The following is a 25,494-nucleotide window of genomic DNA, read 5'->3' as shown; positions in this document are numbered from 1 at the left end:
CTGCGGCTTGTTTCGGCAGCACCTCCCCCACCGTGCGGCCGGTCAGTGCCTGGCACAGCCGGTCGGCATGGGCCTCATCGATCACCGCGGCCAGCGCCGGGTCCTCCAGTACGTAGTTCGGCACCAGCAGGCGTACCAGCTGGGAGGCCGGCAGGATCGCGCCGGGCATCCCGTGCCCGTCCAGCACCAGGACGGCCGGCAGGCGCTCCTCGGCCAGCAGTCGGGCAGCGGTCAGGGCGTCGTCGCCGACTCCGACGCTCGGGTACGGTTCGGCCAGATCACGTGCGCGCACGTCGGGGCTCCTTGCTCTGGGGGTCGGCGTCGTTCTTCGGGCCGGTTTCCGGGTCCGCGGCCGGTTCGGGGACTGGTGGTTGCGGGTCGCGGCCTTCCACAGCCTCAGCGGTGTCGTCGTCCTCGTCGTCGGGGATACCGATCAGGTCGTCGACGTGGAAGAGGCGGGCGATGGGGACGTCGCTGCTGGAGTGCACGGCGATGGAGACCGCGATGCATACCGCGATCAGCGTGTACGCCTGTTCGCCCTGGGGGATGCCCGCCTGCAGCACCAGCAGCCCGTACACCACCGAGGCAAAGCCCTTGGGTCCGAACCAGGCCGCCACCCACCGCTCCCGGCGGTCGATCCGTGTGCCGAGCAGGGAGATCAGCAGGGACGCCGGGCGGATGAGCACGATCGCCAGCACCACCACCACGTAGCCGCTGACCGACAGGCCCCCGAACAGGGCCGGGGTCAGCAGTGCGCCGAAGACCAGCAGGGCGGCGAACTTGCTCAGTTCCGCCAGTGCCTCACCCAACGGCTCGAAGGCGTGGGCGGTCTGCGGGGCGGAGGAGGCCAGCACCGCACCGGCGGCGAACGCCGCCAGGTAGGGGTTGGCGCCCGTCAGATGACAGGCCGCGTACAGCACGATGCCGACCGCGAGCGGCCCCAACGGCTGCAGGCGCGGTTCCGCGCCCAGCCCCGGCAGCCGCACCACGGCGGTCACCAGCAGCGGCACCACCACGCCCAGCGCCAGTCCGCCGGCCAGCTCCAGGCCCACCACCCCCAGCGAGCCGTTCCCCTCGGCGTGCAGCGGGCCCGCGGCCGTGATCAGGACCAGGACCACCGGCAGCGCCAGACCGTCATTGAGCCCCGACTCGACGTTCAGCAACTGCCGCAGCCGGGCCGGTACCTCCTTGCGGCCCACGATCGCCGAGGCGAACACCGGATCCGTCGGCGACAGCACCGCACCCACCAGAAACGACGTGGTCCAGTCCAACCCCACCAGATAGTGCGTCAGCACCGCCACACCCGCGAACGCCAACGGCATCCCGATGCCCAAAGCGCGGGCGGGGTTGCGCCACGCGGCGCGCAGACTGGGAAAGGAGACGTGCATACCGTCGGTGAACAACACCGTGAACAGCGCCAGGTCCGCGGTCGCGGTCACCAGGGGGCTGTCCGGGGCAATGTGCACCAGACCCAGCGCCCCGTCACCCACGGCGGCGCCGGCAAGCAGGAACAGCAAGGACGTGGAGAGAATGGAGCGGGCGGCCAGACCGGACACCAACACCGCTACGAGCAGGGCGACACCGAACACCGCGACAAGTACCACAAGAAGCTCCCTGGATCGACAGAAGGATCGCCAAAGCGATCGCCGACCAGACTTCCCGGCACACCGTCACCGAACTTACACGACCCTTACGGTCTCTTGGCGCATTCCTGACGGGGCTCCCACGCGACCGTTCCCGAGGGGCCGCCGGATACGAAATCCTGCGGGGCCCCGGGAAAACGGCCGGGCCCGCGGCGCGGTCACACCGGGGAGGGCGGACCCAGGGCGCGCAGGGCGCTTTGGTGGGTGAGCCATCCCACCAACTGGGTGTGGCCCTGGTCCAGGACCGGCAGGCCGGTACCCGGAGCGGCCACCAGCACGTGCAGGGCGGTGGCCAGGGACATGTCGACCGTGACGGGGCCGGGGAACTCGGCCAGTTCGCCCGCCGTGGACGGGACACCGGGTCCACCGCCCGTGCCTTCAGCCAGGGCTTCGGCGACGCTGCGGGCAGTGAGCGTGCCCAGGTACCGGCCGTCACTGTCCATGACGGGCAGTACACCGTGATCCGACATGCTCAGCCGGTATGCGGCCTCGCCCAGTCCGGTGGCCGCCGGCAGCGGATCCGGCAGGTCCTCCAGGACCGTGGCGACCGTCTGACTGCCCAGGCGCGCACCTGCGGCGGGCGCGTGCAGATCGATGCCCCGGCGCCGGAGTTTGAGGGTGTAGACGGTGTCGCGGGACAGCAGACGGCTGATGAGCGTGGCGGCGACGATGGCGAGCATCAGCGGCAGGATGATCGTGTACTGGCCGGTCAGCTCGAAGAGGATGACCACGGCGGTGATCGGTGCCCGGGAGGCGCCGGCGAAGACCGCGCCCATGCCGACCAACGCGTACGCGCCGACCGCGCCAGCGGTGCCGGGCAACAGGCCGTGCACGGCTGTGCCGTAGGCGGCGCCGAGCATCGCGCCGATGAACAGGCTCGGGGCGAACACGCCGCCCGACCCGCCGATGCCGATCGTCAAACTGGTCGCCAGGATCTTTCCCGCGAGCAGGAGCAACAGGAACCCGGCGACGTACTCTCCCTCGGCCGCGTTCTGCAGAACGGGGTAGCCGACCCCGTACATCTCGGGCAGCGCCAGCAGCAGAACGCCCAGCAGGATGCCGCCGGCGGCGGGGCGCAGCCACTCGGGGCCGCGCCAGGCCCAGTCGCAGGCGTCCTCGATGAGGTAGAGGATGCGGGTGAAGCCGACCCCGACCGCGCCGGCGACGATGCCGAGCAGCGCGAACAGCGGGTACTGGGCGACGTGGTCGATGTGGAAGGCGGGCAGCGCCAGGAACGCGGTGTCGCCGAACGCGGCACGCCCGATGACGCTGGCGGCGACGCTGGCGATGACGACGGCGCCGAACGATTCGACGGCGAAGTCGCCCAGGATCAGTTCCATGGCGAAGAAGACCCCGGCCAGTGGGGCGTTGAAGGTGGCGGCGATGCCGCCGGCGGCGCCGCACGCGACGAGCAGGCGCATGCGCCCCTCGCCGACCTTGACGAAGCGGCCCAGGGTGGAGCCGAGCGCGGAGCCGATCTGCACGATCGGACCCTCACGGCCCACCGAGCCGCCGGAGCCGATACACAGCGCCGAGGCGAGGGCTTTCACGACGGAGACGTTGGGGTTGATGCGGCCGCCGCGCTGCGCGACGGCCAGCATCACTTCCGGCACTCCGTGGCCACGGGCCTCCTTGGCGAAGCGGTCGACCAGCGGCCCGTAGAGCAGGCCGCCGATCACCGGCGTCAGCAGTACGAAGTACACACCCAGCCAGGGGACGTGTGGGTTGGCGGCATGGCCGGCGCCCGCGTAGTCGGCGTGTCCGGAGAACAGCCGGGTGAAGGTCTGGATCAGCCAGCGGAAGGCGATCGAACCAAGCCCGGCTCCCGTGCCGATCAACAGGGCGAGGACCGTCAGGCCCCAGGGGGCCTCACGCATCCCGGTCACGACCGCGGGCGGCCGCGACCGCAGCGGGACCGCGCTGACGGCTGTGGGGGCTGGGTCCCGAATGCGGGAACTGCTCATGGTCTGTCTCCTCAAAAGCTACCTTTGCATTATGCAAAGATAGTCAAGAGGATGGCTCCCTGTCACACGGGGGGTAGAAAGGGGGCATGGACCAGAGCGCGCAGCCCCTGCCGGGTACGGATGACGTCGATGCGGTGACCCGTGCGGTGCTGACCGCCTCACGCGTGCTGGTCGCCGTCTCCGCGCGCTCACTGGCCGCCATGGACGACGCCGTCACCTTGCCGCAGTTCAGGCTCCTGGTGGTGCTGTCCACACAGGGCGCCACCAAGCTCGTGGTCCTCGCCGAGCAGTTGGGCGTCAACCCCTCGACCGCGATGCGCATGATCGACCGCCTGATCGCCGCAGGACTCGCCTCCCGTCAGGTCAACCCCGGAAACCGCCGGGAGAACTTCCTGGAACTCACCGCCGCCGGTCGCCGCATCGTCGACGATGCCACCGCCCGCCGCCGCGACGAGATCGCCGCGATCGTTGCCCGCGTTACCCCCGACCAGCGACAGGCTCTCGTCGCCGCCCTGACCGCCTTCGCCGAGGCGGGAGGCGAACCCGCCGCCCCCACGGGAGCGGACCTGTACCCGCTGGGCTGGCCCGAACCCGCCACCTCCTGATTCGCGTGGGACCCGCGGCAAAGCGTTTGTCCGCAAGCACTTACTGGGCGAAGAGGACCTGCGGCTGGATGAGCTCCGCAACGCTTGCGACGTGAACCAGGTACTGGCCGACGCCACACCGGAACCGGTTGCGACGAGAGCCGCCGTCCAGGACGAGCGTCCGCCCTTCGATCCGGACGCGACCTGATCCGTCGCCGTGAAGGTCCACGACACCCGCAACGCTCTGAGAGGACGTTCGTGTCATTTACGTGATGGTTTGACCTGGTTCTGTCGTGCCGGGATTAGCCGCATACAGGCAGAACAGGCGCTTTGCGGCAGCAGCTTCGGAAGGCGTGACCCCACCTTTCGCCCCGGTTCCAGCTGATAGCTCCTGTCCGGTTCGAAGAACCCGCTGAATACGGCTTTTGCCTCGCTCGATCGAGCGATATGCCCGGGTGGAGACCTCGTGCATGAGTATCACCATGACTTCTTCGCAGCCGCGCCTGCCGTACCTCAGTGACCTCTCCGATGCCCGGTGGGCGTTGATGGAGCCGACCTTGACGGCCTGGCGGGTTGAGCGCCAGAAGACCTCGCTCAACCTCGGCGGCAAGGTCACTGACCTGCGGGAAGTCATGAACGCGATCCTCTTCCTCAACCGGACCGGCGTCCCGTGGCGCTACCTGCCGCACGACTTCCCGCCGCACACCACCGTGTTCGGCTACTTCAGTGCCTGGAGTGTCGACGGCACCATCAGGAAACTCGGCGTCCACCTGCACCGGATGGTCCGTGAACAGGCAGGACGCACCGCCGAGCCCACCGCCTGCGTGATCGATGCGCAGAGCGTCAAGACCGCGACCAGCGTCCCCACCGACACTCAGGGCACGGATGCCGGCAAGAAGATCGTAGGCCGCAAGCGCAGCATCGCTGTCGACACTCTCGGTCTGTTACTGCTGGTCATCGTGACCGCCGCCAGCGTCTCGGACAACGAGGCCGGCAAACAGCTCCTCACCCAGCTCGCCACGGACTACCCCACGATCACCAAGGCATGGGTCGACACCGGCTACAAGACCAAGGCCATCGAGCACGGTGCCGCCCTCGGCATCGACGTCGACGTAGTCCCACGAAACGAGCAGGTCAAAGGCTTCTCCGTGGTCCCAAGGCGCTGGGTCGTCGAGCGAAGCTTCGGGTGGATCATGATGCACCGCCGCCTCGCCCGCGACTACGAGACCAAACCCGCACACTCCGAAAGCATGATCCGCATCGCGATGATCTCGAACCTCGCGAAACGAGCAACCGACGAAACGCCCATAACCTGGCACAACCCATGAACTATCCGGTTTTCAACTGGAACGTCCTCTGAGAGTTGCGCAAGCTCTAATGTGTTGGCCATGAAGCCATACGACGCTGTGGGGCGGGAGACGGCCGTGCTCGACGGCGGTCCCGGAAATGGGCTCCGGATACGGGTAATCGACCGGCCGTGGGTGCTGCAGGTGACTTTCCCCTGCGAGCTGGAAACTCCCTCATCCAACGGCCAGACGCAGGCTCACATACAGGCCATTTACGTCTACCGCCGCGACTCGCGCTCGACAACGGAGCCGGTGCGCTACCGCTTCGACGCGGCCAGTCCCTGACCCGCGGTCACATTTCAACGGGGAGTGGCGGGCCTGCCCTCGTGCACCGGGCGGGCGGAGGTGGTGTCGCCGGGGGCCGTCTGGATGGTGAGCGGCGTTACCGACTCGCCCGGTGCGGGCGCAGAGGAGGCGGCCGCCGGTGCCCCATCGTCCTTCATGGCCTTGGCCTCGCTCTTGAGGATCCGCATCGACTTGCCCAGCGCGCGGGCGGTGTCCGGCAGTTTCTTCGAGCCGAACAGCACAATCACCACGAGCGCCACGACCAGCAGGTGCCAGGGTTCCAGACCGTTGCGCAGCATCGACGCCCCACCGTTTCCTCGTCATCGGGATCGCAGACCCGGGAGGCCGCGTCCACAGATTAACTTGCTACATTGCGCAACTGTACAACCAACGGTCGGGCTGGGCCGTCTCCTGTCCGGAAGCCGCACGCATGAGGGGCAGACAGGGCAGGCAGCCAAGGCGGGCCGGGACGAGAACGACCTTGAGCCCCCGGCGAATCGCCGCCGCGATAGTGGTTGCGATCCTGGTAATGCTCGTCGCGGGCGCGGGATGGGCCTACGTCCAGCTCAACGGGAACTTCAACACCTTCGATGCGCACGGCGTCTCCCACGAGAACCGGCCCAAAGCCTCCACCGCCGGGCAGAACGTCCTGGTCATCGGTTCCGACACGCGATCGGGCGACAACAGCGGTCCTGGCGGTGGCAAGGAAGACGTCGGCCGCTCGGGCACCGCGTGCTTGCTGCACGTCTACGCCGACAGCAAGCACGCCGTTTCCCGCGCGACACCCTTGTCTACGTCCCCGCCAGCAAGCTGCCCGACGGCAACTGGACCAAGCTCCAGAGCAACGTCAAGGTCAAATCGGCCCTCTCGGTCGGCAACACCGCTCAGGGCAACCCGGCCTGCCCCCTGGCGTGACCGAAATGGCACGATCCGCCGACGACGACTCCTGCTCCAACCTGTCGTACGGATGAGCCGGCCCGCCGCAGCGGCTTGGGCCCTGCCGTCCTACAGCGGGTTGGCGACGCGCCGCTCGTAGAACGCCTTGGCAGCGATCAGCCCCGCCCCGTACAACGCGAGAACGGCGGCGACCAGCAGGTAGTAGAGGGATGGCAGAACGGCCATGCCCAGCGCGGGGCCGAGGGGTGAGAGCGGCAGCAGCACTCCGATGACGGCCAGCAGGGTGGTTGCGAAACGGACCGACGTAGGGGCGCGGCCCTCGGCGGCCCGGCGTCCGGTACGCAGGACGAGCATCACCAGCGCCTGGGTGAGGAGGTTCTCGGTGAACCACCCGGCGTGGAAGGACGCTTGACCGCCGGGACGGCCCGCTCCGTGCACCGCGAGCACCAGCACTCCGAAGGTCACCAGGTCGGCTGTGGCGTTGAGGAGGCCGAAACCGGTGATGAAGCGCAGGAAGTCACGCGGCCACAAGACGGCAGGCCGCCGCAGCGCGGCAGGACCAGGACGGTCGAAGGCGAAGGCGAGCTGTGCGGCGTCGAAGCACAGGTTCTGCGCCAGTACCTGCGCCGGAAGCATCGGGAGGAACGGCAGCAGCAGCCCGGCGACCAGCATCGAGATGACGTTGCCGAGGTTGGAGGACAGGGTGATGCGCAGATAGGTCGCAATATTTCCGCTGCTGCGGCGTCCGGCGAGAATCGCGTCGTCGATGGCGGTGAGGTCCTTTGCGGCGAGCACTACATCGGCGCTCTCACACACGACATCAACTGCGTCACGCGGGCAGATCCCCACATCGGCGGCCTGCAGCGCGGGCAGGTCGTTGACGCCGTCGCCCAGGAAGCCGGTGGTGTGGCCGCCGTCTCGCAATGCGCCGACGATGCGGGCCTTGTGCTCGGGCCTGCAACGCGCGAAGGCCGTGCTGCGGCCGGCCAGCTCTGCCAGGGCTGCGCCCGTCAGGCCATCGACCCGCTCCGCGGTGACGACCTCGCCGGGATCCAGGCCCAGGTCCCGGCAGACGCGGGCAGTGGTGCCCGGATGGTCGCCGGACAGGACCTTCACGGCGATACCCCGGCCGGCCAGGACCGACAGCGCGTCGGCGGCAGTGGGCGTCAGGGCATCGCGCAGTCCGACAAAGCCGATGAAGGTCAGACCACGCTCGTCAGCAGGTGTGTACGGGCCCAGCAGCGCCGGACGATCGGCAAGGGCGATGGCCAGCAGCCGCAGGCCGCCCTCGGCCTGGATCGCGGCGAGACGACGCACACGCTCCAGGGCGGTGGCGTCCAAATCCACCTCGTGACCACCGGCCCGCAGCCGGGTACACCGCTCCAGCACGTCCCCGACCGCGCCCTTGACGACCAGAGTGTGCCCGCCCGGCAGGCCCTTTCGGCCCGGCCGGCGCACCACCGCGCACGAACTGCGGCGGATCGCGTCGAAGGGCAGGGCGGCAACGCCGTCGTAGGCCAGCAGTTCGTCGCCGCAATCTTCGGTTGCTTCCAGGATCGCTTCGTCCAGGGCGTCCGGGGCCGGCAGATCAGCGAGTTGCAGTGTCCACAGGCTGTTGACGGCGGCCCAGTGCAGCACCTCGGGATCGCTGCGGCCCTCCGGGTCCACATGGCAGTCCAGGATTGGCCGGTCCTGGGTCAGGGTGCCGGTCTTGTCCGTACACAGGACATCGATCGCGCCCAGGTCGTGCAGCGCCGGCAGCCGCTTGACGATCACCTCGCTGTCTCGTGCGAGGACGGCCGCACCCCGGGCCAGTGCCGTGGTGACGATGACGGGCAGCATCTCCGGGGTCAGACCCACCGCCACTGCCACCCCGAACGGCAGGGTTTCCAGCCCACGCCCGCGCAGGACCGCATCAGCCATCAGGACAAGCGGCGGGGTCACCAGCATGAATCGGATGAGAGTCCAGGAGATCCCGTTCACAGAGCGGTCGAATGTGGTCTCGCGCCGCCGCCGCGCGGGCTCTCGTTACGTACTGGCGAGTTGGGTGGCCTCGCCGGTCGCGACGACGACCGCGGTGCCGCTGCCGGAAGCCACGCTGCTGCCTAGAAAGCACAGGTGCGGCTGATCGAACAGGGCCGTGTCAGGATCAGCGGGAGTATCGACGGGGTATTTGGCGACCGGCGCGGACTCTCCCGTGAGCGGCGCCTGCCGCACGGTCAGGCCGCAGGCGCGCAACAGCCGCACATCCGCAGGCACCAGGTCACCCGGCCCGATCCTGATCACATCACCTGGAACCAGTTGATCGACGGGAATCTCCCGGCCCAGTGACGCTCCGGCTGTGTCGGAACGCCGCTGGACGGTCGCGGTGGTGGCGACGAGCTCACGCAGCGCGGTCGTGGACCGGTCCGCCCGGTACTCCCCGCTGGAGCGCAGCGCACAGCTGACCGCGACCAGCACCGCGATCACGCAGGCCGTTCCCCAGGAGGTGACGACGGCCGACACCAGGCCCAGGCAGAGCAGCACCGCGGTGAACGGATCCCTCAGGCTGCCTACGAAACGCAGCGGCCAGGAGGCGGGGCGCTGCGCGGCAATGGTGTTCTCGCCGTACTGGAGCAGCCGCTCCTCGGCCTGTGATTCGAACAGTCCACGCGGCCCGCTCCCCAACCGCCGCAACATTTCCAGCGGAGTGAGCTTCGTGGTATCACGTGCAGAAACGCGGTGAGGCGCCGGGATCGTACGGCCAGTGCCGCTCCCAGCAACAGACTCAGGCGCCCAGGTCACGCAGACGCCTCGCCGGCACAGGCTGCCTGGCACGTTCCGACAATTGCCCCACCAGCCAGCGCACCATGGTCACCACATCGGGGTCGTCGACAAGGTAGACCACCCGGCGCCCCTCTCGGCGCGAGCGCACCAACCCTGCCAGTTTCAGCTTCGTCAGGTGCTGGCTCACCGCGGGCAGCGCACCGCCCACCCGCTCGGCGAGCCCGGTCACATCGCTCTCGCCGTGCGCCAGGGCCCACACGATATGCAGCCGCGCGGGCGAGGCCAGCATCCCGAAGGCAGCGGCGGCTTCCGTCAGCACCTCGGCTGACGGGTCCTCGAAGTCGCCGACGCCTGTCGCCACTACCGCACTCCCGTTCGCCTGGGGCAGCACCCTCGCCCCGAAAACGCCCAGTCTAGGTACTGGCCACAACATTCCAGGGCGGTCCCGTCCACCGGCCCGCCGCGGCGGCACGGCGCAGAGCCGCCGGACCGCGAGCGAAAGTCACCGGCGACACCGTGAGAACAGCACGGACCGCGTCCCCGAGGGGGTCATGGGCCCCTATACGTGTGGGCGGTCTCTCACAAACTCCCGTCGGCAGCAGTTCATCACCTGGGTCAACGACCACTGCATCCTCTACTGCCGAGACGACAGCATCCCGGACGTCAACGGGCGTGCCTGGCACCTTCACACCGCAACGCCCGCCTCAAGCGCGTCAACAGCGAGCATCAGGCCCACTTGCGTCCGAGCGGGACCCCGTCGCGCTCGCCCTGTTGCCGCAGTACGCCATCGCCGACCGCTACCACCACCTCATCGCCGTCGCCCAGTCACCTCTGGACCGGCTTCACGCGCTCACCGAGCTCTCCGCGGCGCAGCGGCTGAGCGATTCGGCGGCGTAGGCCGCGGCGAGCTGGTCGATCTGCTCGTAGCCGGTGCGCAGCAGGAAGGTGTTGAGGCGGCCGTAGGACTTGGCGCCCAGGATGAAGAAGTGCGGCTCGGGGTTGCGCAGGGCCTCGATGCCGACGGACGGCTGGGCCAGGCAGTCCCCGCCCGCGGAGCCGAGCAGGGCGGCGGAGAGGTTCATCGGGGCGCCGGTGGCGTAGCACTCGTGGACCTGCAACTGGCGGTAGAGGGAGGCGTCGCCGGTGTAGCCGGTCAGTGCCACGACGTGGTCGCAGACGATCTCGCGCGGGCCGCCCTCGGTGGCGAGACAGGCGCGGACCCGGTCACCGTCGGGGCTGAGGGCCTGGACGTGGGCGCCGGTGTGGACGGTGACGCGGTCGTTGGCGCCATCGGCGAGGACCCGGGAGGTGTCGACGAGGTGCTGGCGGCCGGGCAGGGTGTCGTCGGGTACGGCGCCCCAGTCGGGTGCCGTACCGCGTACCGCCCAGTGGACGCGGGTGCCGGGCAGGGCGGCGAGGTCGCGGGCCGCGGTCTGGGCGGATTTTCCGGCGCCGACGAGCAGGACGGTGCCCGCCCAGCGACCGGCATCGCCGGTGTCCGGGAGGGTACGGGTGACGCGGTCGGCGAGGGCGCGTTCGCCGGGGGCGGGGATGCCGCCGCGGCCCAGGGTGTTGGGGTGGGAGTAGGTGCCGGTGCAGTCCAGGACGAGATCCGCCTCGGCGGTGTCCTCACCGTCGGGAGTGTCCAGGAGGAGGGAGAAGAGTGCGGCGGCGCGGGTGTCGGTGCCGATGTGCTCGTGCTTGAGCAGGCCAGTGCGGGCGATGCCGGCTACGCGGGTGCGTAGCCTGATCCGGCCTTGGACGGCGGGCAGTGCGGCGAGGGGGCCGAGCAGGCGGGTGGCCAGTTCGGCCCCGGTGGGGCAGTCGTCGCCGGTCGGGGCGTCCGGCAGGTGGGTGCGCATCCGGCCCGAGACGTTCAGGTCCCACGGGGTGAAGAGTCGGGCATGGCCCCAGGCCCGTACGTGGGCGGCGACGGTGTCCCCGGCTTCGTAGACGGTGAACGGCCATCCGGCGTCGGCGCAGGCGAGAGCGGCGTCGAGGCCGACGGGTCCGGCGCCGAGGATCGCGACGTGTCGCTGCATGGTCGACTTCCTTTCCGTACGGGTACGGGTCAGATGGCGCAGTGGACGGGGCGGGGCAGGGTGCCGTCGGTGAGGCGGGCGGCGAAGAACCGCTCGGTGACCAGCTGTTTGCCCGCCGCGAGCGAGGCTCCGGCGGGTGCGAGGTGCAGGTCGGGGCTGGTGGTGAGGTCGGCGCCGGCGGGGTGCCAGTGCAGTCCGTCGGTGGTGACGGTCAGTTCGGGGATGCTGGAGTCCTCGCCGATCTCCACTCCGGTCTCGGCGAATCCTCGGCGCAGTAGCGGGCGTACGGCGAAGTGGTCGGTGGGCAGGCCGAGTCCGGCAAGGAGTGCGGCGACCGCGGGGATCTCGTGGGTGTTGTCCTCGGTTTCGGTGAGGGCGACGCGCGGAGGCAGTCCCAGGCCGATCAGGTGGTGGATGCCGTCGAGGGTGCGCTGCCAGGAGCCGGAACCGCGGTGAAGGTCGTGGGTGTGGGCGGTGGCGCCGTCCAGGGAGGTCTGGACGGTGAGCTTGCGGTCGGCCAGGTCCGCGAGGCCGGCGGCGCGCCGGCCTCGCAGCAGCATGGCGTTGGTCATCACGACGGTGGGCAGTTCGGCGGAGGCGTAGTCGAGGAGGCCGACGATGTCCGGATGGAGGAAGGGCTCGCCACCGGTGAGGTACAGCTCGGTGAATCCGGCCTGTACGGCCTCGTCGACGAGGGCGCGGAAGGTGTCGGTGGGCAGGGTGCGGGGAGCCGCTTTCGGGGAGGAGGCGACCGCGCAGTAGTCGCAGGCCAGGTTGCAGTGGAAGTTGGTGTAGATCCACAGCCGCGCCGGGAAGTACGCCGTGCCGAAGAGGGGCACGACCGGCCGCTCGCCTTCCAGGGACTGGGGAGCGGTCTCTCCCCAGCCGTCGTCCGCCGGGCGGAAGCCGGAGGGCAGGGTGGAGCGGTAGAGGTGGTAGAGGCCCCGGGAACGCTCACGCGGCGGCAGGATCTCCAGGCAGGTGGTCCACCAGCCGGTCTCGATGGTCTCGGCGAAGATCTCGGGGAGTCCCGCGGCGCGCATCGAGTGGGCCTGCGCCTGCCAGTCGTACGCGAGCGGGATCAGCTCGGCGGTGACGTGCCCGGCGGAGAGGTCGAGGATCGCGTACCAGACCTCGCGGCGGCCGTCGTTGGCGGGTTTGCCGAGCACGCCGACGTTCACGGCGAGCGTGTCGCCGATGCGCCGCTGCCAGGGCAAGCCGCTGTGGGTGCACAGCACGACATCGGCCCCGGACGCCTCGGCCCGCAGGCGGTGCTGCTCCTCAGGAAGCGACTCCCACCAGAAGTCGTTCAGCGCCAGCGTCGAACCGTGGACCATGTGGACGTCGACGCCGTCGATCGTCTCCCGGCGCTCGGTGGGCAGGGTGCCCATCCAGGCGGCGAAGTCGCGGCCGGTGGTGGCCAGCGTGTGGTCGTAGATCAGCTGGGCGTACTCGTTGTCCTTGGAGTCGCGGTAGCCGCAGCCGCAGTCGGTGTCGCCGCGGGCGATGGCCACGTCGTAGTTCCCGGCGACGCACTCGATGCCGTTGTCGGTCAGGATCGGCCACAGGGCGTCGACGTCGGCGCCGAAGCCGCCGAGGTCGCCCAGGCAGAACAGCCGCTCGGCGCCCCGGGCGCGGGCGTCGTCGACGAACGCCTGGAGGGCGTACGGGTTCCCGTAAGGCCCTCCGCAGACTGCGATGAGCATGGGATCGGTCTCCAAGGTATCGAAGGCAGAAGAGAGGAAGGAAAAGGCGTTCAGATGCGGCTGGTTCGGGCCGCGGACGGGCGCCAGGTCCGCAGGAAGCGGGGACCGGCGGTGTAGCGGGCGCGGATGGCCTGGGGGTCGACACCGGCGAAGTACAGCAGCTTCAGATACTGCATGAAGACGATCATGCGCCAGGTCCCGTGAGCGACCAGGCGGCGTGAGGAGGCCGTCGAGATGGCGGGCAGCAGGCGCAGCCGGCCGCGGCGGTGCAGGCGCCGCGACATCTCCAGGTCCTCCATGATGGCCAGGTCCGGGAAGCCGCCGAGGGCGACGAAGACGGTGCGGCGGATGAACATGGCCTGGTCGCCGAAGATGTGGTGGAGGCGCCGCGCGCGGGCGTTCGATGTCCGTGCCAGGTAGTTCAGGGCGGGTGTCCGGCGGTCGAAGCGCAGGGTAAGGCCGCCTCCGACCACGGCCGGGTCGGCGAGAGCGGCCCGGATCTGGCCCAGGGCTTCGGGCTCGACGGCGGTGTCGGCGTGGACGAACCACAGGATGTCGCCGAACGCGTGCCGGGCGCCCTCGTTCATCTGCTTGGCCCGGCCACGCTCACTGCCGATCACGGTGGCGTGGAGAGCGGCGAGTTCGACGGTGGCGTCGGTGGAGCCGCCGTCCACGACGATCAGCTCGCAGCCGGGGAAGTCCCGGCACAGGCGGCTAACCGCATCGTGGATCGTGGCCTCTTCGTTCAGGACCGGGACGATGATCGACACCTGCGTCATGGCCTCTCCTTGGGCTGGAGCAGGGCGGCGATCGGCGGGGGCAGCGCCGGATCCGTCAGGAGCGCGGCTGCGTCCTCAGGGGTGTCCAAGTCCCGCAGTGGACGCAGCATTCCCATGCTCATCCCTTCGCCGTCGGCGAGGGCGCGGGTCGCCGCGCATACACGCTCCGTGCTCCAGACATCCGGGTCGAGGGCGAAGAGCGAGGTGTGGAGTGCTCGAAGGCCGATCAGGTAGTAGCCGCCGTCGAGCGCCGGGCCCAGCGCAACGTCATGGTGTTCCCGGGCGGTGAACGCGGCGCTCAGGCGGTCGCCGGTGAGGGTCGGTGCATCGGTGCCGATGACCAACAGCGGGCCCGCGCCGTCGGCGAAGGCATCCGTGACGGCCGCGGTCAGGCGTTGTCCGAGGTCTTCACCGCGCTGGCTCAGCAACCGGACATCGGCGGGCACCGACGTGCTGATGGCGTCCCTGCCGTGGTCCGGGGCGTAGGCGAGGTACGCGAGGCATGGGCGGTGGCCAGTTCCACGGTGTGGCGCATGAGTTCTGCCTGAAGTTCCGCGCAGCGCAGCGGGCTCAGCAAGGGATGCAGCCGGGTCTTGACCGTGCCCGGCAGGGGCGGTTTGGCCATGACCAGGATCGCGGGGGTGCCCCGGTGGCCGGCGGCGTTCACGCGTTGAACCGGTAGACGAATCCGGCCCCGCTCACGGCGTCCAGGGAGGGCAGCGCGTGCTCTGCCAGTGTCGCGAAGACCTCCTTGCTCGCCGCCATGCGGTCCAGCAGTGCCTGTACCGGTTCCGGTTCTGCGGCGACGCCGTTGGCGTAGTCGGTGACGAAACCGACCAGTGCCATGGGCAGTTCGGCTTCCCCGGCCAGGACGACCTCCGGTCCCGCGGTCTGGCTGACGGCACTGACCCCGGCCGCGGCCAGGGCGGCCACCTCCGGGCGCGAGTTGAACCGGGGCCCGTCGACGTGCCCGTACACACCCTGCGTCGCGACGGGCACCCCACTCTGCCCGGCGGCGGTGATCAGCGCTTGGCGCAGCGGTTCACTGAAGGGCTTCTCGAAGATCCAGTGGCCGCGGCCCGCCTCGCCAGGGGTGTCGTACCAGGTGCAGGGGGTGCCATCGGGCAGCCGGTTGGAGGGAAAGTACAGGTCATCGAAGACCACCAGCGAGCCCGGCCGCAGATCCGGGTCAAGGGAACCGCAGACGGTGAAAGACACCACGGCGTCCGTCTCGCAGGCCAGCAGGGCCGCCAGGTTGGCCTTGTGGTCGACCTGGCTGGAGAGCCGATGGTGACCGGCGCCGTGCCGGGACAGCTGAACGATCTCCGCGTCCCCCAGGCGTCCCTCGGTGACGGTGACCTCGCCGTGGTCGGTGACGACGATCCGCTCCGCGGCCCGTTCCAGATGGGGCCAATCGTAGCTGCCCGAGCCGGTGATCACACCGATGCGCATGAAACTACTTCTCCTTCGGTGACATGCCGGACGAGCGGCCGGCGGTGGTGCGGACCTCGACGATCGGCAACAGGGTGCGAAGTGCCGCGTTCTCGGCCGGGTCGAGTACGGCGTGTTGCACGCAGGCGGGGACGAGGGTGCCGTTCTCGGGGTGGGCCATGGCGTAGTGGCAGGCGGCCAGCCGCTCCTGGGTCTCGCGCAGCCGGGGCTCCATGGCCTGCTCGCCGCGCTGCATCATCTCCCAGGCCGGGGCGACGACATCGGCGTCCATGAACTGATGCATGACGAACGTGACCGGGCGCACCCGCATCCGGTGGCGGGCCAGCCGCAGCAGCCCGACGCGGCGGGCGGTGCGGGCCAGCCAGCGAAGCGCCATCACCGCCGTGGACGGGTGGCGGGCCACCACCCGCAGGACCCTGGCGGCGAGGAGGGCGGGTGGGGTTCCGGTAAAGGTGACCTTGCCGAAGTAGCGGAAGAACGCGTCGCGTACGGCGAGGTCGCGCGGGTCGTCGCCGTCGAGGAACGGATACCAGCGGCTGCCCACGTAGAAGCCGTAGGCGGTCCGGTTGCAGCGTACATCGCCGTTCTCGAAGACACGGTAGTCCAGCCGGGTCCCCGCGCCGCGCTCGATCTCCGCCCACACCGCGTCCGGGGTCGCCTCGCGGAACTTCTCCTTCCAGCGCCGCTCGTCGCCGAGGAACGCGGCGGGCTGGAAGGAGAACATGCCGTAGCCCATGGCGTGGCAGTCGCGGATCACGCCCGCGATCTCGTCGAGGTTGCCCGGGGTGACGGTCATGTTGTGGGCGAGGAAGAACCGAACCCTGTGCTCGTGCCGCAGACGGGTGAACATGGCGGCGAACCGTGCCCGGTACGGGTTCAGCGACTGCTCGTCCGGCGGGCGTTCGATGCCGCGCCTGCCATACATGAACTTGTCGAAGTGCGCGGCGAAGGACAGCCGCCCGATACGCCGTGTGCCATCCGGGCCGAGTGCGAGGCGGGTGAGGTAGTCGTCGTCGAAGTCGCCGTGGGTGAAGCTCATCGGTTCCCTGCCGTGATCCCGCATGATCGTCAGCGCGGCGGCGTGGTCGTCGGGGGTGAGCAGGCTGACCTCGCCGCCGATGAGTTGGGTGTGGGCGCGGGGGCCCCGCAGCTCACGCAGCAGCGCCATCTGCGCGGCGATCTGGTCGTGGGTGTGGGGGCCGTCGATGCGTACTTGGTTGGCGTCCCGGGAGTGATAGCAGGGGGTGCACTTGAGGTTGCACTTGGGGAAGACGCCGTGGGTGCCCTCGCAGCCGACGCCGTGCCGTCCCAGGATCTGGCCGGGAGTTCTGGCGGCTTCGGGGAGTTCCGCCCAGCGGCGTTCCATGGCCTCGGCGAACTCGGTGTCGTAGGGGCGGGTGGCATGTTCGAGGGCGCGCAGTGCCGTGATGATCCGCATCAGTGGTTCTCCTGCTGTCTCCGGGCTGCCACGAGGGCTGCCCCGGCGGTGAGGGAGGTGGGCCGGGCTCGCCGTAGTCCGCGCCACAGCAGCCAGGCGTTCAGCAGCATCAGGGCGTCCTCGACGAGGACGTACCAACGCAGCGGCTGGGAGAGGTTGGCCCCGAAGCAGCCGCAGTTGTCGAGGACGAGCCCGCGGGCGAACGCCTGGGCGGCGAGGGCCGACCACACGAGCGCGACGCCCGTGTACAGCCAGACGGGCGGGGCGGCGTGGGAGCGGGGCCGGGCAAGGAACCAGAGGGCCGTCACCGCCTGAGCGCTGATCAACGCCACGGCCAGAGCGGTCGAGGCCGCGCCGGACGTCAGACCGTAGGTGGTCAGGATGGCGGGCATCGCATCGAACGAGGCAAGCTGGCCCAGCGCCATCGCCGCCAGAACGGTGCCCAGGACGATGCGGAGGATCATCGGATCACCCCTCTGCGGAGCTTCAGCAGCGCCCCGATGGGACCGCTTCCCCGGGCCAGGCGGGCGTAGACATCGGCCAGTGCCGTATGCCAGGGCCCGTCGGCGTACGTGGGGTAGGGGTGCACGGTGCGCGCGTAGTCCGAGGGCGTCCAGCCCAGGCGCACCCCCGCCGCCAGATGGGCGATCGTCTCCCCGGCCCTCGGAGACACCACCGTGGCGCCGACGATCTTCCCGCGCGGGCCCAGCACCAGCGTGGTGAAACCCTCGGTGCGGCCGTCGGCGACCGCCCGGTCGACCCGGTCGTTCTCCAGCGTGTGGACGCGTGCGCTCTCGCCGTACTTTTCGCGCGCCTCGTCGGAGGTGAGGCCGACCCGGGCGATCTCGGGGTCGGTGTACGTCACCCAGGGCACCGCCCGGTAGTCGATGGGCCGGCGTACGCCGAGGAGAGCGTCGGCGGCGACCGCTCCGCCCTGCGTGCCGCCCAGGTGGGTGAAGGCCGAACGGCCGGTGACGTCACCGGCGGCGTAGATCCGGTGGTTGGTGGTACGCAGCCGGTCGTCAGTGCGGACGTGACCGGTGCCGGTCAGCTCCACACCGGCCGCCTCCAGGCCGAGCCCCTGGACGTTGGCGCGGCGGCCCGTGACGGCCAGCAGCGCGTCGTACAGGAGAAGGCCACCGGGCCCGTGGACGGCACCGGCATCGACACTCTCGGCACGGTAGCCCGTCAGCACGGTGACACCCTCGGCCTCCAGCCGCTCCCGCAACACCTGTGCCGCCCGAGGTTCCTCACGGGGCACCAGGCGGCCCATCGCCTCCACGAGGGTGACCTGCGATCCGAGCCGGGCGAACGCCTGCCCCAGCTCGCAGCCGATGGGCCCACCGCCCAGCACCACCAGGCGGCGCGGGAGTTCGGACAGCTCCCAGACGCTGTCGCTAGTCAGCGGGTCGGCCTCGGCCAGGCCGGGGACCGGCACCAGAGCCGGCGAGGAACCCGTGGCGATCAGCGCGTACCGGAAAGAGACCTCCCTCTCGCCCGCGGTCAGGGTTCCCGGGCCGGTGAAGGACGCCGCGCCGTACGTGACGTCGACTCCGTACGGGGCGAGCGCCTCAGCCGAGTCGTGCGGTTCGATCGCACCGATCGCCCGCTTCACCTCCGCCATGGCCGCCGTCAGGTCGGCCCGGCCGGACACCGGCGGGAGCCCGTAGGCAGCCGCGCGGCGGGCCGCCTGGACGTCGGCGGCCACGTGCAGCAGCGCCTTGCTCGGCACGCACCCCGCCCACAGGCAGTCCCCGCCCAGCCGGTCCCGCTCGACGAGCAGCGTGCGGGCGCCGAAGCGCCCCGCGGTGCGGGCCGCAGTCAGGCCGGCGCTGCCGCCGCCGATGACCACCAGGTCGTACCTGTTCATGGTTCGGGCTCTCCTAGGTCGGTGCGCCGTCGGGACGGCCGGTGCGTGGTCGCGGGACGTGAGGGAAACCCGGTGACACCGTCTGGGCCTTCCCCTTTCTCAGTCCCACGATCACGGTCAGCAGCGCGACCAGGCGTCATCCGTCCGCGTCCGGCGTGTCCGAAACGGAATGCGGAGCCGGCCCGGCAGGGTTCCCGACGGAAAGCACACGGGGACGAGCCGTCCCCATGACTCGGACGAGGGGCGAGGGCTCGATGGACGAACCGGACTGGCGGCGCTTCATCGCCGCCTACCACCAGGCGCACCCCGGTATCACCGAGCAACTGCTCTCCCTGGCCGATACTTCCCCCTACGCCTGGCTGGCCGAACCGCTGCGCGGTATCGAGGGCACGATCCTCGATCTGGCCTGCGGCTCGGCGCCCACCCGTGACGAACTCCCGGACGCCGACTGGGTCGGGATCGACCTGTCGGCGGCAGAACTCGCCGAAGCGGCACGCCGGGGCCGCGGACCACTGGTCCGGGCCGGCGGGGACGCGCTCCCGGCCGCCTCCGCGAGCGCCGGGGCGGTCTGCGCGGCCATGTGCCTGCCGGTCGTCACCCCCCTGCCGCAGGTCCTCGGGGAGATCCGGCGTGTGCTGCGGCCCGGTGGGAGGCTCGCGGCGCTGGTGCCCTCCCAGTCCGGGCTCTCCCCGTCCGGCATGCTCGGCTGGCTCCGGGTGATGGCAGCCCTGCGCGCCCTACGCCAGCCGTGGCCCAACCCGCAGGCCCGCGACGGACTCGCCGCCCTGCTGCGCACGGCCGGGTTCCGCGTCCGCACCGACGAGCGACGCGTCTTCACCCTCGCCATCGACTCGGCCGACGCGGCGGCCCTGCTGGCCGATGCCCTGTATCTGCCCGATCTGACACCCGACCGCTCCCAGGCTGCCAAGCGTTCCCTGGCACGGTGGGCGGCCCCGGGGCGACGCCTGGAGCTGCCGCTGCGCCGCGTGGTGGCCGACCTTCCCGCCGAACCACCGTCACCGGAGCCGCTATGAACCACCAGTCAACCCCCTCCTCCGCTACCGAGCCCACGCTGCCCGCCACCGGCCCGTGCTCCGATGCGAGCCCGGTCGGGGTGGCGCGAAGGCAGGCGCGCGCGCCGTGGATACGGCTGGCCTTCCTCGTGGTCCTGCTGGTGGCGCTCGGCTCCTGGGTGGCACTGGGAGGCGGGGACCTGTTGCGCGAGGTGCGCCAGTGGGTCGACTCGCTCGGCATGTGGGGGCCGGTCGTCTTCGCGGTCTGCTACGCCCTGGCCGTGACGGCGCTGCTGCCCGGCTCCGTACTGACCGCCTCCGCGGGGGCGCTGTTCGGGCTGCCGCTGGGGGTGGCGGCCGTGCTCGTGGGAGCCACGGCGGGTGCGGCCCTGTCGTTCGGCCTCGCCCGCTGGCTGGGGCGTCCGGTCGTAGCCCGCTATGCCGGGTCGGGGCGGCTGTCCCGGCTGGACGCCTATCTGACACGCCGCGGGTTCGCGGCCGTGCTGCTCGTGCGGCTGGTGCCGCTGTTCCCCTTCTCAGTGATCAACTACGGGGCCGGGGTCCGTTTCTCCTCCTATGTGACGGCCACGGTCCTGGGCATCATCCCGGGCACGGTCGTCTACACCGGGCTCGGCGGTTCCCTGGGCGACCCCGGCTCCCTCGGGCTGTGGATCGCGCTGAGTGCTCTGCTGGTGCTGAGCGCGGGTGGCTGGTGGGCGGCACGGCTGGTCCGCTCCCGCAGCGTCGAGGCCGGCGCGACTGCCGGTAGCCGGTGACGACCCGGGGGATACCGACGGCGAACGTGCCGTGAGGGAGGAAGTCCGTGCTGATGTGGAGGAAGCCCACCGCGCTTCGGAGCGCGCCCGACGGCATCGGTCCTGCACACCGGTGGTTGATCGCCGCTGATCTGAGACCCGTCCGGATTACGGCACAGCGGAGGGGGGAATGACAACCGCCGCACAGCGGGTTCCCGTCGCGGCCCCGGCGAACCACCGGCCGGAGCAGGCGAGATCACTCATCAGGGAGAGACATGGCGACGATTGACGTATCCCCGGGGCAGCAGACGCCCCTCTCGTCCGTGGCGGAATCGGTAAAGGACTACTACGGAAAGGTGCTCGCCTCCTCCGCGGACCTGAAGACCTCGGCCTGCTGCACGGACACGGCGCCCCCGCCCCACATCGCCGCGGCTCTCGCGCAGGTGCACGACGAGGTCATGGAGCGTTTCTACGGCTGCGGTTCGCCCATCCCGCCCGCACTTAGCGGGGCCACTGTGCTCGACCTGGGCTGCGGCAGCGGGCGGGACGTCTACGTGCTGTCCCAGCTGGTCGGCCCCACCGGCCGGGTGACTGGCGTCGATATGACCGAGGAACAGCTGGCCGTGGCGCGCCGCCATCAGGACTGGCACGCCGAACGGTTCGGCTACGCCAACACCGACTTCCGCCACGGCTACATCGAAGATCTGGCCACGGCCGGCGTCCCGGACGCCTCCGTGGACGTGGTGGTCTCCAACTGCGTCCTGAACCTGTCGCCGGACAAGCCGCGCGTCTTTGCCGAGATCTTCCGCGTCCTCAAGCCCGGCGGCGAGCTGTACTTCTCCGACATCTTCGCCGACCGCCGCCTGCCCACTCCCCTACTCGACGATCCCGTCCTCGTCGGCGAATGCCTCGCCGGCGCCCTGTACACCGAGGACTTCCGCCGCATCCTTCAACGCGCCGGCTGCCCGGACGCCCGCACCGTCACCACCTCCCCGGTGGAGATCAGCGACCCGGACATCGAGCAGAAGATCGGCTTCGCCGCCTTCACCTCCCGCACCGTCCGCACCTTCAAGCTCCCCCTGGAGGACCGCTGCGAGGACTACGGCCAGGTCGCCGTCTACCGCGGCACCATCGCCGAACACCCGCACGCCTTCGACCTCGACGACCACCACCACCTCCGCACCGGCAAGCCGATGCTCATCTGCCGCAACACCGCCGACATGCTCGCCGCCACCCGCTACGCGGCCCACTTCACCGTCACCGGAGACAAGAGCCACCACTTCGGCCTGTTCCCCTGCGATCCCGTGGACGGGGCAGCCGCGTCGGCCATGGGCGCACCGTCGGGCTGCTGCTGACCGGGACGCCGGGCCACCGGGACGCCCGGCCGGCAGGGTTCGCGCGGGATCGGTGTCCTTCAACGCCGGGGCTGGTCCCGGCCCGGCGGCGTGGTGAGGTGATGAGCGAAGCGTCGTACCCGGGCTGACGCGAGAGACGGGGGCGTCCGCTGGGGATGGTGCCGGAGGGACGCCTTGATCAGCCGCAGCAGTTGCAGACTGCCGCTGCATGCCCAGCAGCAGGCGATGTGGGCGGCCACCCGCACGCGGTGCGCACCTGTGAGCTGCCCGTCGACGTACGCCTCCACCTTGCCCCGCAGCCGCACATGCCGTACCTTTTCCCGGCACTCCGCCCACACTCGCCCCGGCCCGGGAACGCGCTGCCATCTCATACCGCGGAAACCCGTCCCGCCGCACGCAGCATTCCAGCCCCCGCACATGCTCCTCACCTCGCCGCTGACCACAGTGGCGCCAGGGAGCGGAAAGCAGAAGGATGAAGAGGATGGAATGCGGGTCCGGGGAGAGGGGGTTTCCACTCTGTGGAAGACGAAGTGTCAGCGCCGCCTGACCCCGCGGACCTTCGGGGTCAGGCGTTCGGCGCCTATGTGCTGCCGGAGGTGGAGGTACTGCTGCGGGTGGCGATGACGCTGACCGCGCAGCCGGCGGATGCCGAGGACCTCGTGCAGGACACCCTTCTGCGCGCCTACCGGGCCGTGGACCGCTTCGACGGGAAGCACCCACGCGCGTGGCTGCTGACGATCATGCGGCGAGCCGAGATCAACCGCCACCGCCGCCGCCGTCCCCACCTCCTGGACGACCCGGACACCGATCTGGACCGGCTCAGCACCACGGGCCCCAGCGGGTCGGCGGAAGAGATCGTGGTGGGTGAGGCGTTCGACGAGGTGGTGGACGAGGCCCTGGGCGCGCTGCCGGACAAGCACCGCCAGGTGGTGCAGCTGGTGGACATCGACGGCCTCACCTATGCCGAGGCCGCCCACCTGCTGGACGTGCCCGAAGGCACCGTGATGAGCCGGCTGCACCGGGCGCGAAGGCGGATACGGGCGCGGCTGGCCACGGCAGGACTGGCACCGAAGCGAGGTGTGATGTGAAGAGGCGTCCATGGCGGCGGCGTGCGGCGGCCGAACGCCGAATGAACTGCATGCGGGTCGCCCGCGTACTGCAGTGCTACCTCGACGGCGAAACCGACGAGGTCACCGCACGCCGGGTCGCAGCGCACCTGGAGGACTGCCGGCGCTGCGGCCTGGAAGCGTCCGTCTACCAGGAGATCCACAACGCTCTCGCCCGCCGGACGAAGCCCGACAGCCGGGCGGTGGGGCGCTTGCAGGCGTTCGGCGCATCGCTTCTGAGCGACCCACCGGCCGGGGACGACGACGCGGAACACGGCACGACGCGCCCGGCAGGTGCCTAGCAGTGCTTGGCCAGGTTGGTGCTGGTTTGGGGATACTGTGGTGACAGGTGCGGGCAGGCGGCGAGCAGGATCTCTAGCTGGCGGAGGACTTGGCAGAAGCTCCGGCCAGCGGCGTTCCTTTTGGGGCTTGGGTCAGTCGTTGCACCCACGGCGTCTTCCCCAAGTGCAACCTGAAGTGAGCCTGCGCCAGTCATGCGGGAGCACCGTCACGAGCGATGAGCTTCACTCACGGAGAAGGCGACATCCTCGTCCCCGCCTGCGCACAGCACGCGAGACGCGCGGCAGGGACGGTCGCCTGTTGTCCCACGCGGGCGCGTCGATCGCTCCCAGGAGGTGGCAGTCGTGGCCCCTCATGCGGCTTCGCCGACAACCCTGCGGCCTGCCCCACGACAGGGGCACAAGCAGCACTCCCGTCTGAGGTCGTTCCCACTCTTCCCCCATAGGAATTGTTCGGTTTTCAGACGAAAATTACGGGTAGATCCCTTACAGGGACTGTGCGGCGTATATCCGTGGACTGGCAGCCCGTGGGGGTCGTCGGCCGCTGTCGCGCGCCGGTGCACGGCAGGAGGAGGGCCCCCGATGGATCCTTGGCTGATCTGGCTGATCACTGCAGCCGTCCTGGGCGTCGCGGAGATCTTCACCCTCACCGCCGCACTGGGAATCCTGGGAGTTGCTGCGCTGGTCACCGCGGGCGCCGCAGCACTCGGGCTTTCTGCCCCCCTGCAGTTCGTCGTGTTCACCGTCGTCGCGACGCTCAGTGTGCTGTTCGTGCGGCCTTTCGCCGTGCGCCGCCTGGCGGGACCCCCGACCGAGCGCTTCGGCATCGACGCACTGGTGGGCCAGACCGCCCGCACCCTCTCGGAGGTGACGGACCTGGACGGCAGGGTGCGCATCGGCGGCGAGGAATGGACGGCCCGCTGCTTCGACGATACGCAGGTCATCCCCCCTGGCACGACCGTCGATGTCATGGAGATCAGTGGCACCACCGCGTTCGTCTACCCCCGGGAGTGAGCCATGGAAGTCTCGGCGCTTCTCATAGCCGGCGTAATCGTCGCTCTGCTCGCGGTCTTCACGGTGCTGCGGGCGGTGCGGATCGTCCCACAGGCGCGCGCTCGCAATGTCGAACGCCTCGGCCGCTACCGCCGCACGCTGAAGCCCGGCCTCAGCCTCGTCATCCCGTACATCGACCGGGTCTATCCGCTGATCGATCTGCGAGAACAGGTCGTGTCCTTCAAGCCGCAGCCGGTCATCACCGAGGACAACCTGGTCGTCGAGATCGACACTGTCCTCTACTTCCAGGTCACCGATCCACGAGCAGCCGCCTACGAGATCGCAGACTTCCTCCACGGTGTCGAGCAACTCACCGTGACCACCCTGCGCAACGTCGTGGGATCCATGGATCTGGAAAAAACCCTCACCTCACGCGACACCATCAACAATCAGCTCCGCGGCGTTCTGGATGACGCCACCGGCAAGTGGGGACTGAGAGTCAACCGGGTCGAGATCAAAGCCATCGACCCACCGCAGTCCATCAAGGACGCGATGGAGAAGCAGATGCGGGCCGAGCGCGACAAGCGGGCCGCGATTCTCGGGGCCGAAGGGCAACGCCAGTCGCAGATCCTCACCGCCGAAGGCGACAAACAGTCCGCCGTCCTGCGCGCAGAGGGCAACCGGACCGCCGAGATCCTCAAGGCCGAGGGCCAGGCCCGAGCCGTCGGCGAGGTGTTCCAGGCCGTGCACCGCAACGACCCCGACCCCAAGCTGCTCGCCTACCAGTACCTGCAGATGCTGCCCCAGCTCGCCCAGGGCCCGGGCAACACCTTCTGGGTCATCCCCAGCGAGGTCACCTCCGCACTCGAAGGCGTATCCCGGGCCTTCAGCGAGGCGCTCCCCCCGTCGCCGGCCACCCGCGAGACGTCCTCCTCCGACGCCAGAGCGGCGGAAGCCGCGGACGACGCGGCGCAGGCCGCAAATGCCGCCGCGGAGGCCCTCGCCGCCGCGGCCAAAGCCGACACCACCACCCTCCCGTTCGACCCGCTCACCGACGACAGATGAGAACACGGACACCGAGCGCAGCGAAGCACGATTCCCGCAAGGCGGAGCCGTCAGATGCGCCCACGCTGCCGATCACCGCCGCAGGCGCCGGCGGGCCTGTCCAGGTGGACGGGCTTGAATTGGCGGACCCTCACGC

The 25,494-nt window shown here is 70.1% G+C and carries 24 protein-coding genes and 1 pseudogene; 11 read left to right on the top strand and 14 right to left on the bottom strand.

Annotation, left to right across the window (positions count from 1 at the left end; translation table 11 throughout):
- Positions 1–278: 278 nt before the first annotated feature.
- Positions 279–1,604, bottom strand: a complete 1,326-nt coding sequence (locus M2266_RS29470) for a cation:proton antiporter (protein ID WP_277440919.1) — start codon at positions 1,602–1,604, stop codon at positions 279–281.
- Between the two features lie 197 nt (positions 1,605–1,801).
- On the bottom strand, positions 1,802–3,520 hold the full coding sequence (locus tag M2266_RS29465; RefSeq protein ID WP_277441411.1) for a chloride channel protein: 1,719 nt from the start codon (positions 3,518–3,520) through the stop codon (positions 1,802–1,804).
- Positions 3,521–3,693: 173 nt separating this feature from the next.
- Here M2266_RS29465 and M2266_RS29460 point away from each other — a divergent pair, with 173 nt between their 5' ends.
- The 3 genes from M2266_RS29460 (at position 3,694) to M2266_RS29450 (ending at position 5,822) form a co-directional block, all read left to right on the top strand.
- Positions 3,694–4,212, top strand: coding sequence for a MarR family transcriptional regulator (locus tag M2266_RS29460; protein ID WP_277440918.1), 519 nt, complete (start codon positions 3,694–3,696; stop codon positions 4,210–4,212).
- A gap of 461 nt (positions 4,213–4,673) precedes the next feature.
- The gene (locus M2266_RS29455; protein ID WP_277441410.1) at positions 4,674–5,519 is read left to right on the top strand and encodes an IS5 family transposase; all 846 of its coding nucleotides are present in this window, start codon (positions 4,674–4,676) and stop codon (positions 5,517–5,519) included.
- A 60-nt stretch (positions 5,520–5,579) separates the two neighbouring features.
- Complete coding sequence (locus M2266_RS29450) at positions 5,580–5,822, top strand: hypothetical protein (RefSeq protein WP_269270394.1); 243 nt, start codon at positions 5,580–5,582, stop codon at positions 5,820–5,822.
- Between the two features lie 14 nt (positions 5,823–5,836).
- Here the strand turns inward: M2266_RS29450 and tatA are convergent, their stop codons facing one another.
- Positions 5,837–6,121 carry a Sec-independent protein translocase subunit TatA gene (gene tatA / locus M2266_RS29445; protein WP_277440917.1) on the bottom strand — a complete coding sequence of 95 codons (285 nt, stop codon included), beginning with the start codon at positions 6,119–6,121 and terminating at the stop codon, positions 5,837–5,839.
- A gap of 433 nt (positions 6,122–6,554) precedes the next feature.
- Here tatA and M2266_RS32490 point away from each other — a divergent pair, with 433 nt between their 5' ends.
- Positions 6,555–6,737: a hypothetical protein gene (locus M2266_RS32490; RefSeq protein WP_346780938.1), complete on the top strand. Its 183-nt coding sequence runs from the start codon at positions 6,555–6,557 to the stop codon at positions 6,735–6,737.
- 90 nt (positions 6,738–6,827) lie between these two features.
- On the opposite strand, the pseudogene mgtA reads toward M2266_RS32490, so the two are convergent.
- From mgtA to M2266_RS29390, 10 genes and pseudogenes are all read right to left on the bottom strand, one after another.
- Positions 6,828–9,455: pseudogene (gene mgtA, locus M2266_RS29435) on the bottom strand (magnesium-translocating P-type ATPase).
- A 31-nt stretch (positions 9,456–9,486) separates the two neighbouring features.
- Positions 9,487–9,846: a metalloregulator ArsR/SmtB family transcription factor gene (locus M2266_RS29430; RefSeq protein WP_277440916.1), complete on the bottom strand. Its 360-nt coding sequence runs from the start codon at positions 9,844–9,846 to the stop codon at positions 9,487–9,489.
- A gap of 481 nt (positions 9,847–10,327) precedes the next feature.
- Complete coding sequence (locus M2266_RS29425) at positions 10,328–11,527, bottom strand: hypothetical protein (RefSeq protein ID WP_277440915.1); 1,200 nt, start codon at positions 11,525–11,527, stop codon at positions 10,328–10,330.
- A gap of 29 nt (positions 11,528–11,556) precedes the next feature.
- Entirely contained in the window at positions 11,557–13,233 is a 1,677-nt protein-coding gene (locus M2266_RS29420; protein ID WP_277440914.1) for a radical SAM protein, read from the bottom strand.
- 50 nt (positions 13,234–13,283) lie between these two features.
- Positions 13,284–14,012, bottom strand: coding sequence for a TIGR04283 family arsenosugar biosynthesis glycosyltransferase (locus M2266_RS29415; RefSeq protein ID WP_277440913.1), 729 nt, complete (start codon positions 14,010–14,012; stop codon positions 13,284–13,286).
- Positions 14,009–14,572, bottom strand: coding sequence for a TIGR04282 family arsenosugar biosynthesis glycosyltransferase (locus tag M2266_RS29410; protein ID WP_277441409.1), 564 nt, complete (start codon positions 14,570–14,572; stop codon positions 14,009–14,011). The genes M2266_RS29415 and M2266_RS29410 overlap by 4 nt, the downstream gene beginning before the upstream one ends.
- Positions 14,573–14,675: 103 nt before the next feature.
- On the bottom strand, positions 14,676–15,464 hold the full coding sequence (locus M2266_RS29405; protein ID WP_269270400.1) for an MTAP family purine nucleoside phosphorylase: 789 nt from the start codon (positions 15,462–15,464) through the stop codon (positions 14,676–14,678).
- A gap of 4 nt (positions 15,465–15,468) precedes the next feature.
- On the bottom strand, positions 15,469–16,902 hold the full coding sequence (locus tag M2266_RS29400) for a radical SAM domain-containing protein (RefSeq protein ID WP_277440912.1): 1,434 nt from the start codon (positions 16,900–16,902) through the stop codon (positions 15,469–15,471).
- On the bottom strand, positions 16,902–17,366 hold the full coding sequence (locus M2266_RS29395) for a MauE/DoxX family redox-associated membrane protein (protein WP_277440911.1): 465 nt from the start codon (positions 17,364–17,366) through the stop codon (positions 16,902–16,904). The genes M2266_RS29400 and M2266_RS29395 overlap by 1 nt, the downstream gene beginning before the upstream one ends.
- A complete protein-coding gene (locus tag M2266_RS29390; RefSeq protein WP_277440910.1) occupies positions 17,363–18,772 on the bottom strand; it encodes an FAD-dependent oxidoreductase in 1,410 nt (469 codons plus the stop codon). The genes M2266_RS29395 and M2266_RS29390 overlap by 4 nt, the downstream gene beginning before the upstream one ends.
- A gap of 227 nt (positions 18,773–18,999) precedes the next feature.
- Between M2266_RS29390 and M2266_RS29385 the strand changes: the two genes are divergently transcribed.
- The 3 genes from M2266_RS29385 to M2266_RS29375 all read left to right on the top strand — a co-directional run bounded on the left by M2266_RS29385 (position 19,000) and on the right by M2266_RS29375 (position 21,895).
- Positions 19,000–19,806 (top strand): class I SAM-dependent methyltransferase, encoded by an 807-nt coding sequence (locus M2266_RS29385; RefSeq protein WP_277440909.1) that lies wholly within the window; start codon positions 19,000–19,002, stop codon positions 19,804–19,806.
- Positions 19,803–20,561, top strand: coding sequence for a TVP38/TMEM64 family protein (locus M2266_RS29380; RefSeq protein WP_277440908.1), 759 nt, complete (start codon positions 19,803–19,805; stop codon positions 20,559–20,561). Before M2266_RS29385 ends, M2266_RS29380 begins: the two co-directional genes overlap by 4 nt.
- Positions 20,562–20,863: 302 nt before the next feature.
- Positions 20,864–21,895 (top strand): methyltransferase domain-containing protein, encoded by a 1,032-nt coding sequence (locus tag M2266_RS29375; RefSeq protein WP_277440907.1) that lies wholly within the window; start codon positions 20,864–20,866, stop codon positions 21,893–21,895.
- Between the two features lie 59 nt (positions 21,896–21,954).
- Here the strand turns inward: M2266_RS29375 and M2266_RS29370 are convergent, their stop codons facing one another.
- The gene (locus M2266_RS29370) at positions 21,955–22,266 is read right to left on the bottom strand and encodes a zf-HC2 domain-containing protein (RefSeq protein WP_269270407.1); all 312 of its coding nucleotides are present in this window, start codon (positions 22,264–22,266) and stop codon (positions 21,955–21,957) included.
- Between the two features lie 159 nt (positions 22,267–22,425).
- Between M2266_RS29370 and M2266_RS29365 the strand changes: the two genes are divergently transcribed.
- From M2266_RS29365 to M2266_RS29350, 4 genes are all read left to right on the top strand, one after another.
- Complete coding sequence (locus tag M2266_RS29365; protein WP_269270408.1) at positions 22,426–22,983, top strand: RNA polymerase sigma factor; 558 nt, start codon at positions 22,426–22,428, stop codon at positions 22,981–22,983.
- A 50-nt stretch (positions 22,984–23,033) separates the two neighbouring features.
- Positions 23,034–23,303: an anti-sigma factor gene (locus tag M2266_RS29360; protein WP_277440906.1), complete on the top strand. Its 270-nt coding sequence runs from the start codon at positions 23,034–23,036 to the stop codon at positions 23,301–23,303.
- 579 nt (positions 23,304–23,882) lie between these two features.
- Complete coding sequence (locus tag M2266_RS29355) at positions 23,883–24,314, top strand: NfeD family protein (RefSeq protein WP_269270410.1); 432 nt, start codon at positions 23,883–23,885, stop codon at positions 24,312–24,314.
- Positions 24,315–24,317: 3 nt separating this feature from the next.
- Complete coding sequence (locus M2266_RS29350) at positions 24,318–25,358, top strand: SPFH domain-containing protein (protein ID WP_277440905.1); 1,041 nt, start codon at positions 24,318–24,320, stop codon at positions 25,356–25,358.
- The last annotated feature ends 136 nt before the right edge of the window (positions 25,359–25,494 follow it).

It is taken from the genome of Streptomyces sp. SPB162 (assembly GCF_029504575.1).
GTDB lineage: Bacteria > Actinomycetota > Actinomycetes > Streptomycetales > Streptomycetaceae > Actinacidiphila.
This window is presented reverse-complemented; position numbering and strand designations above follow the sequence as displayed.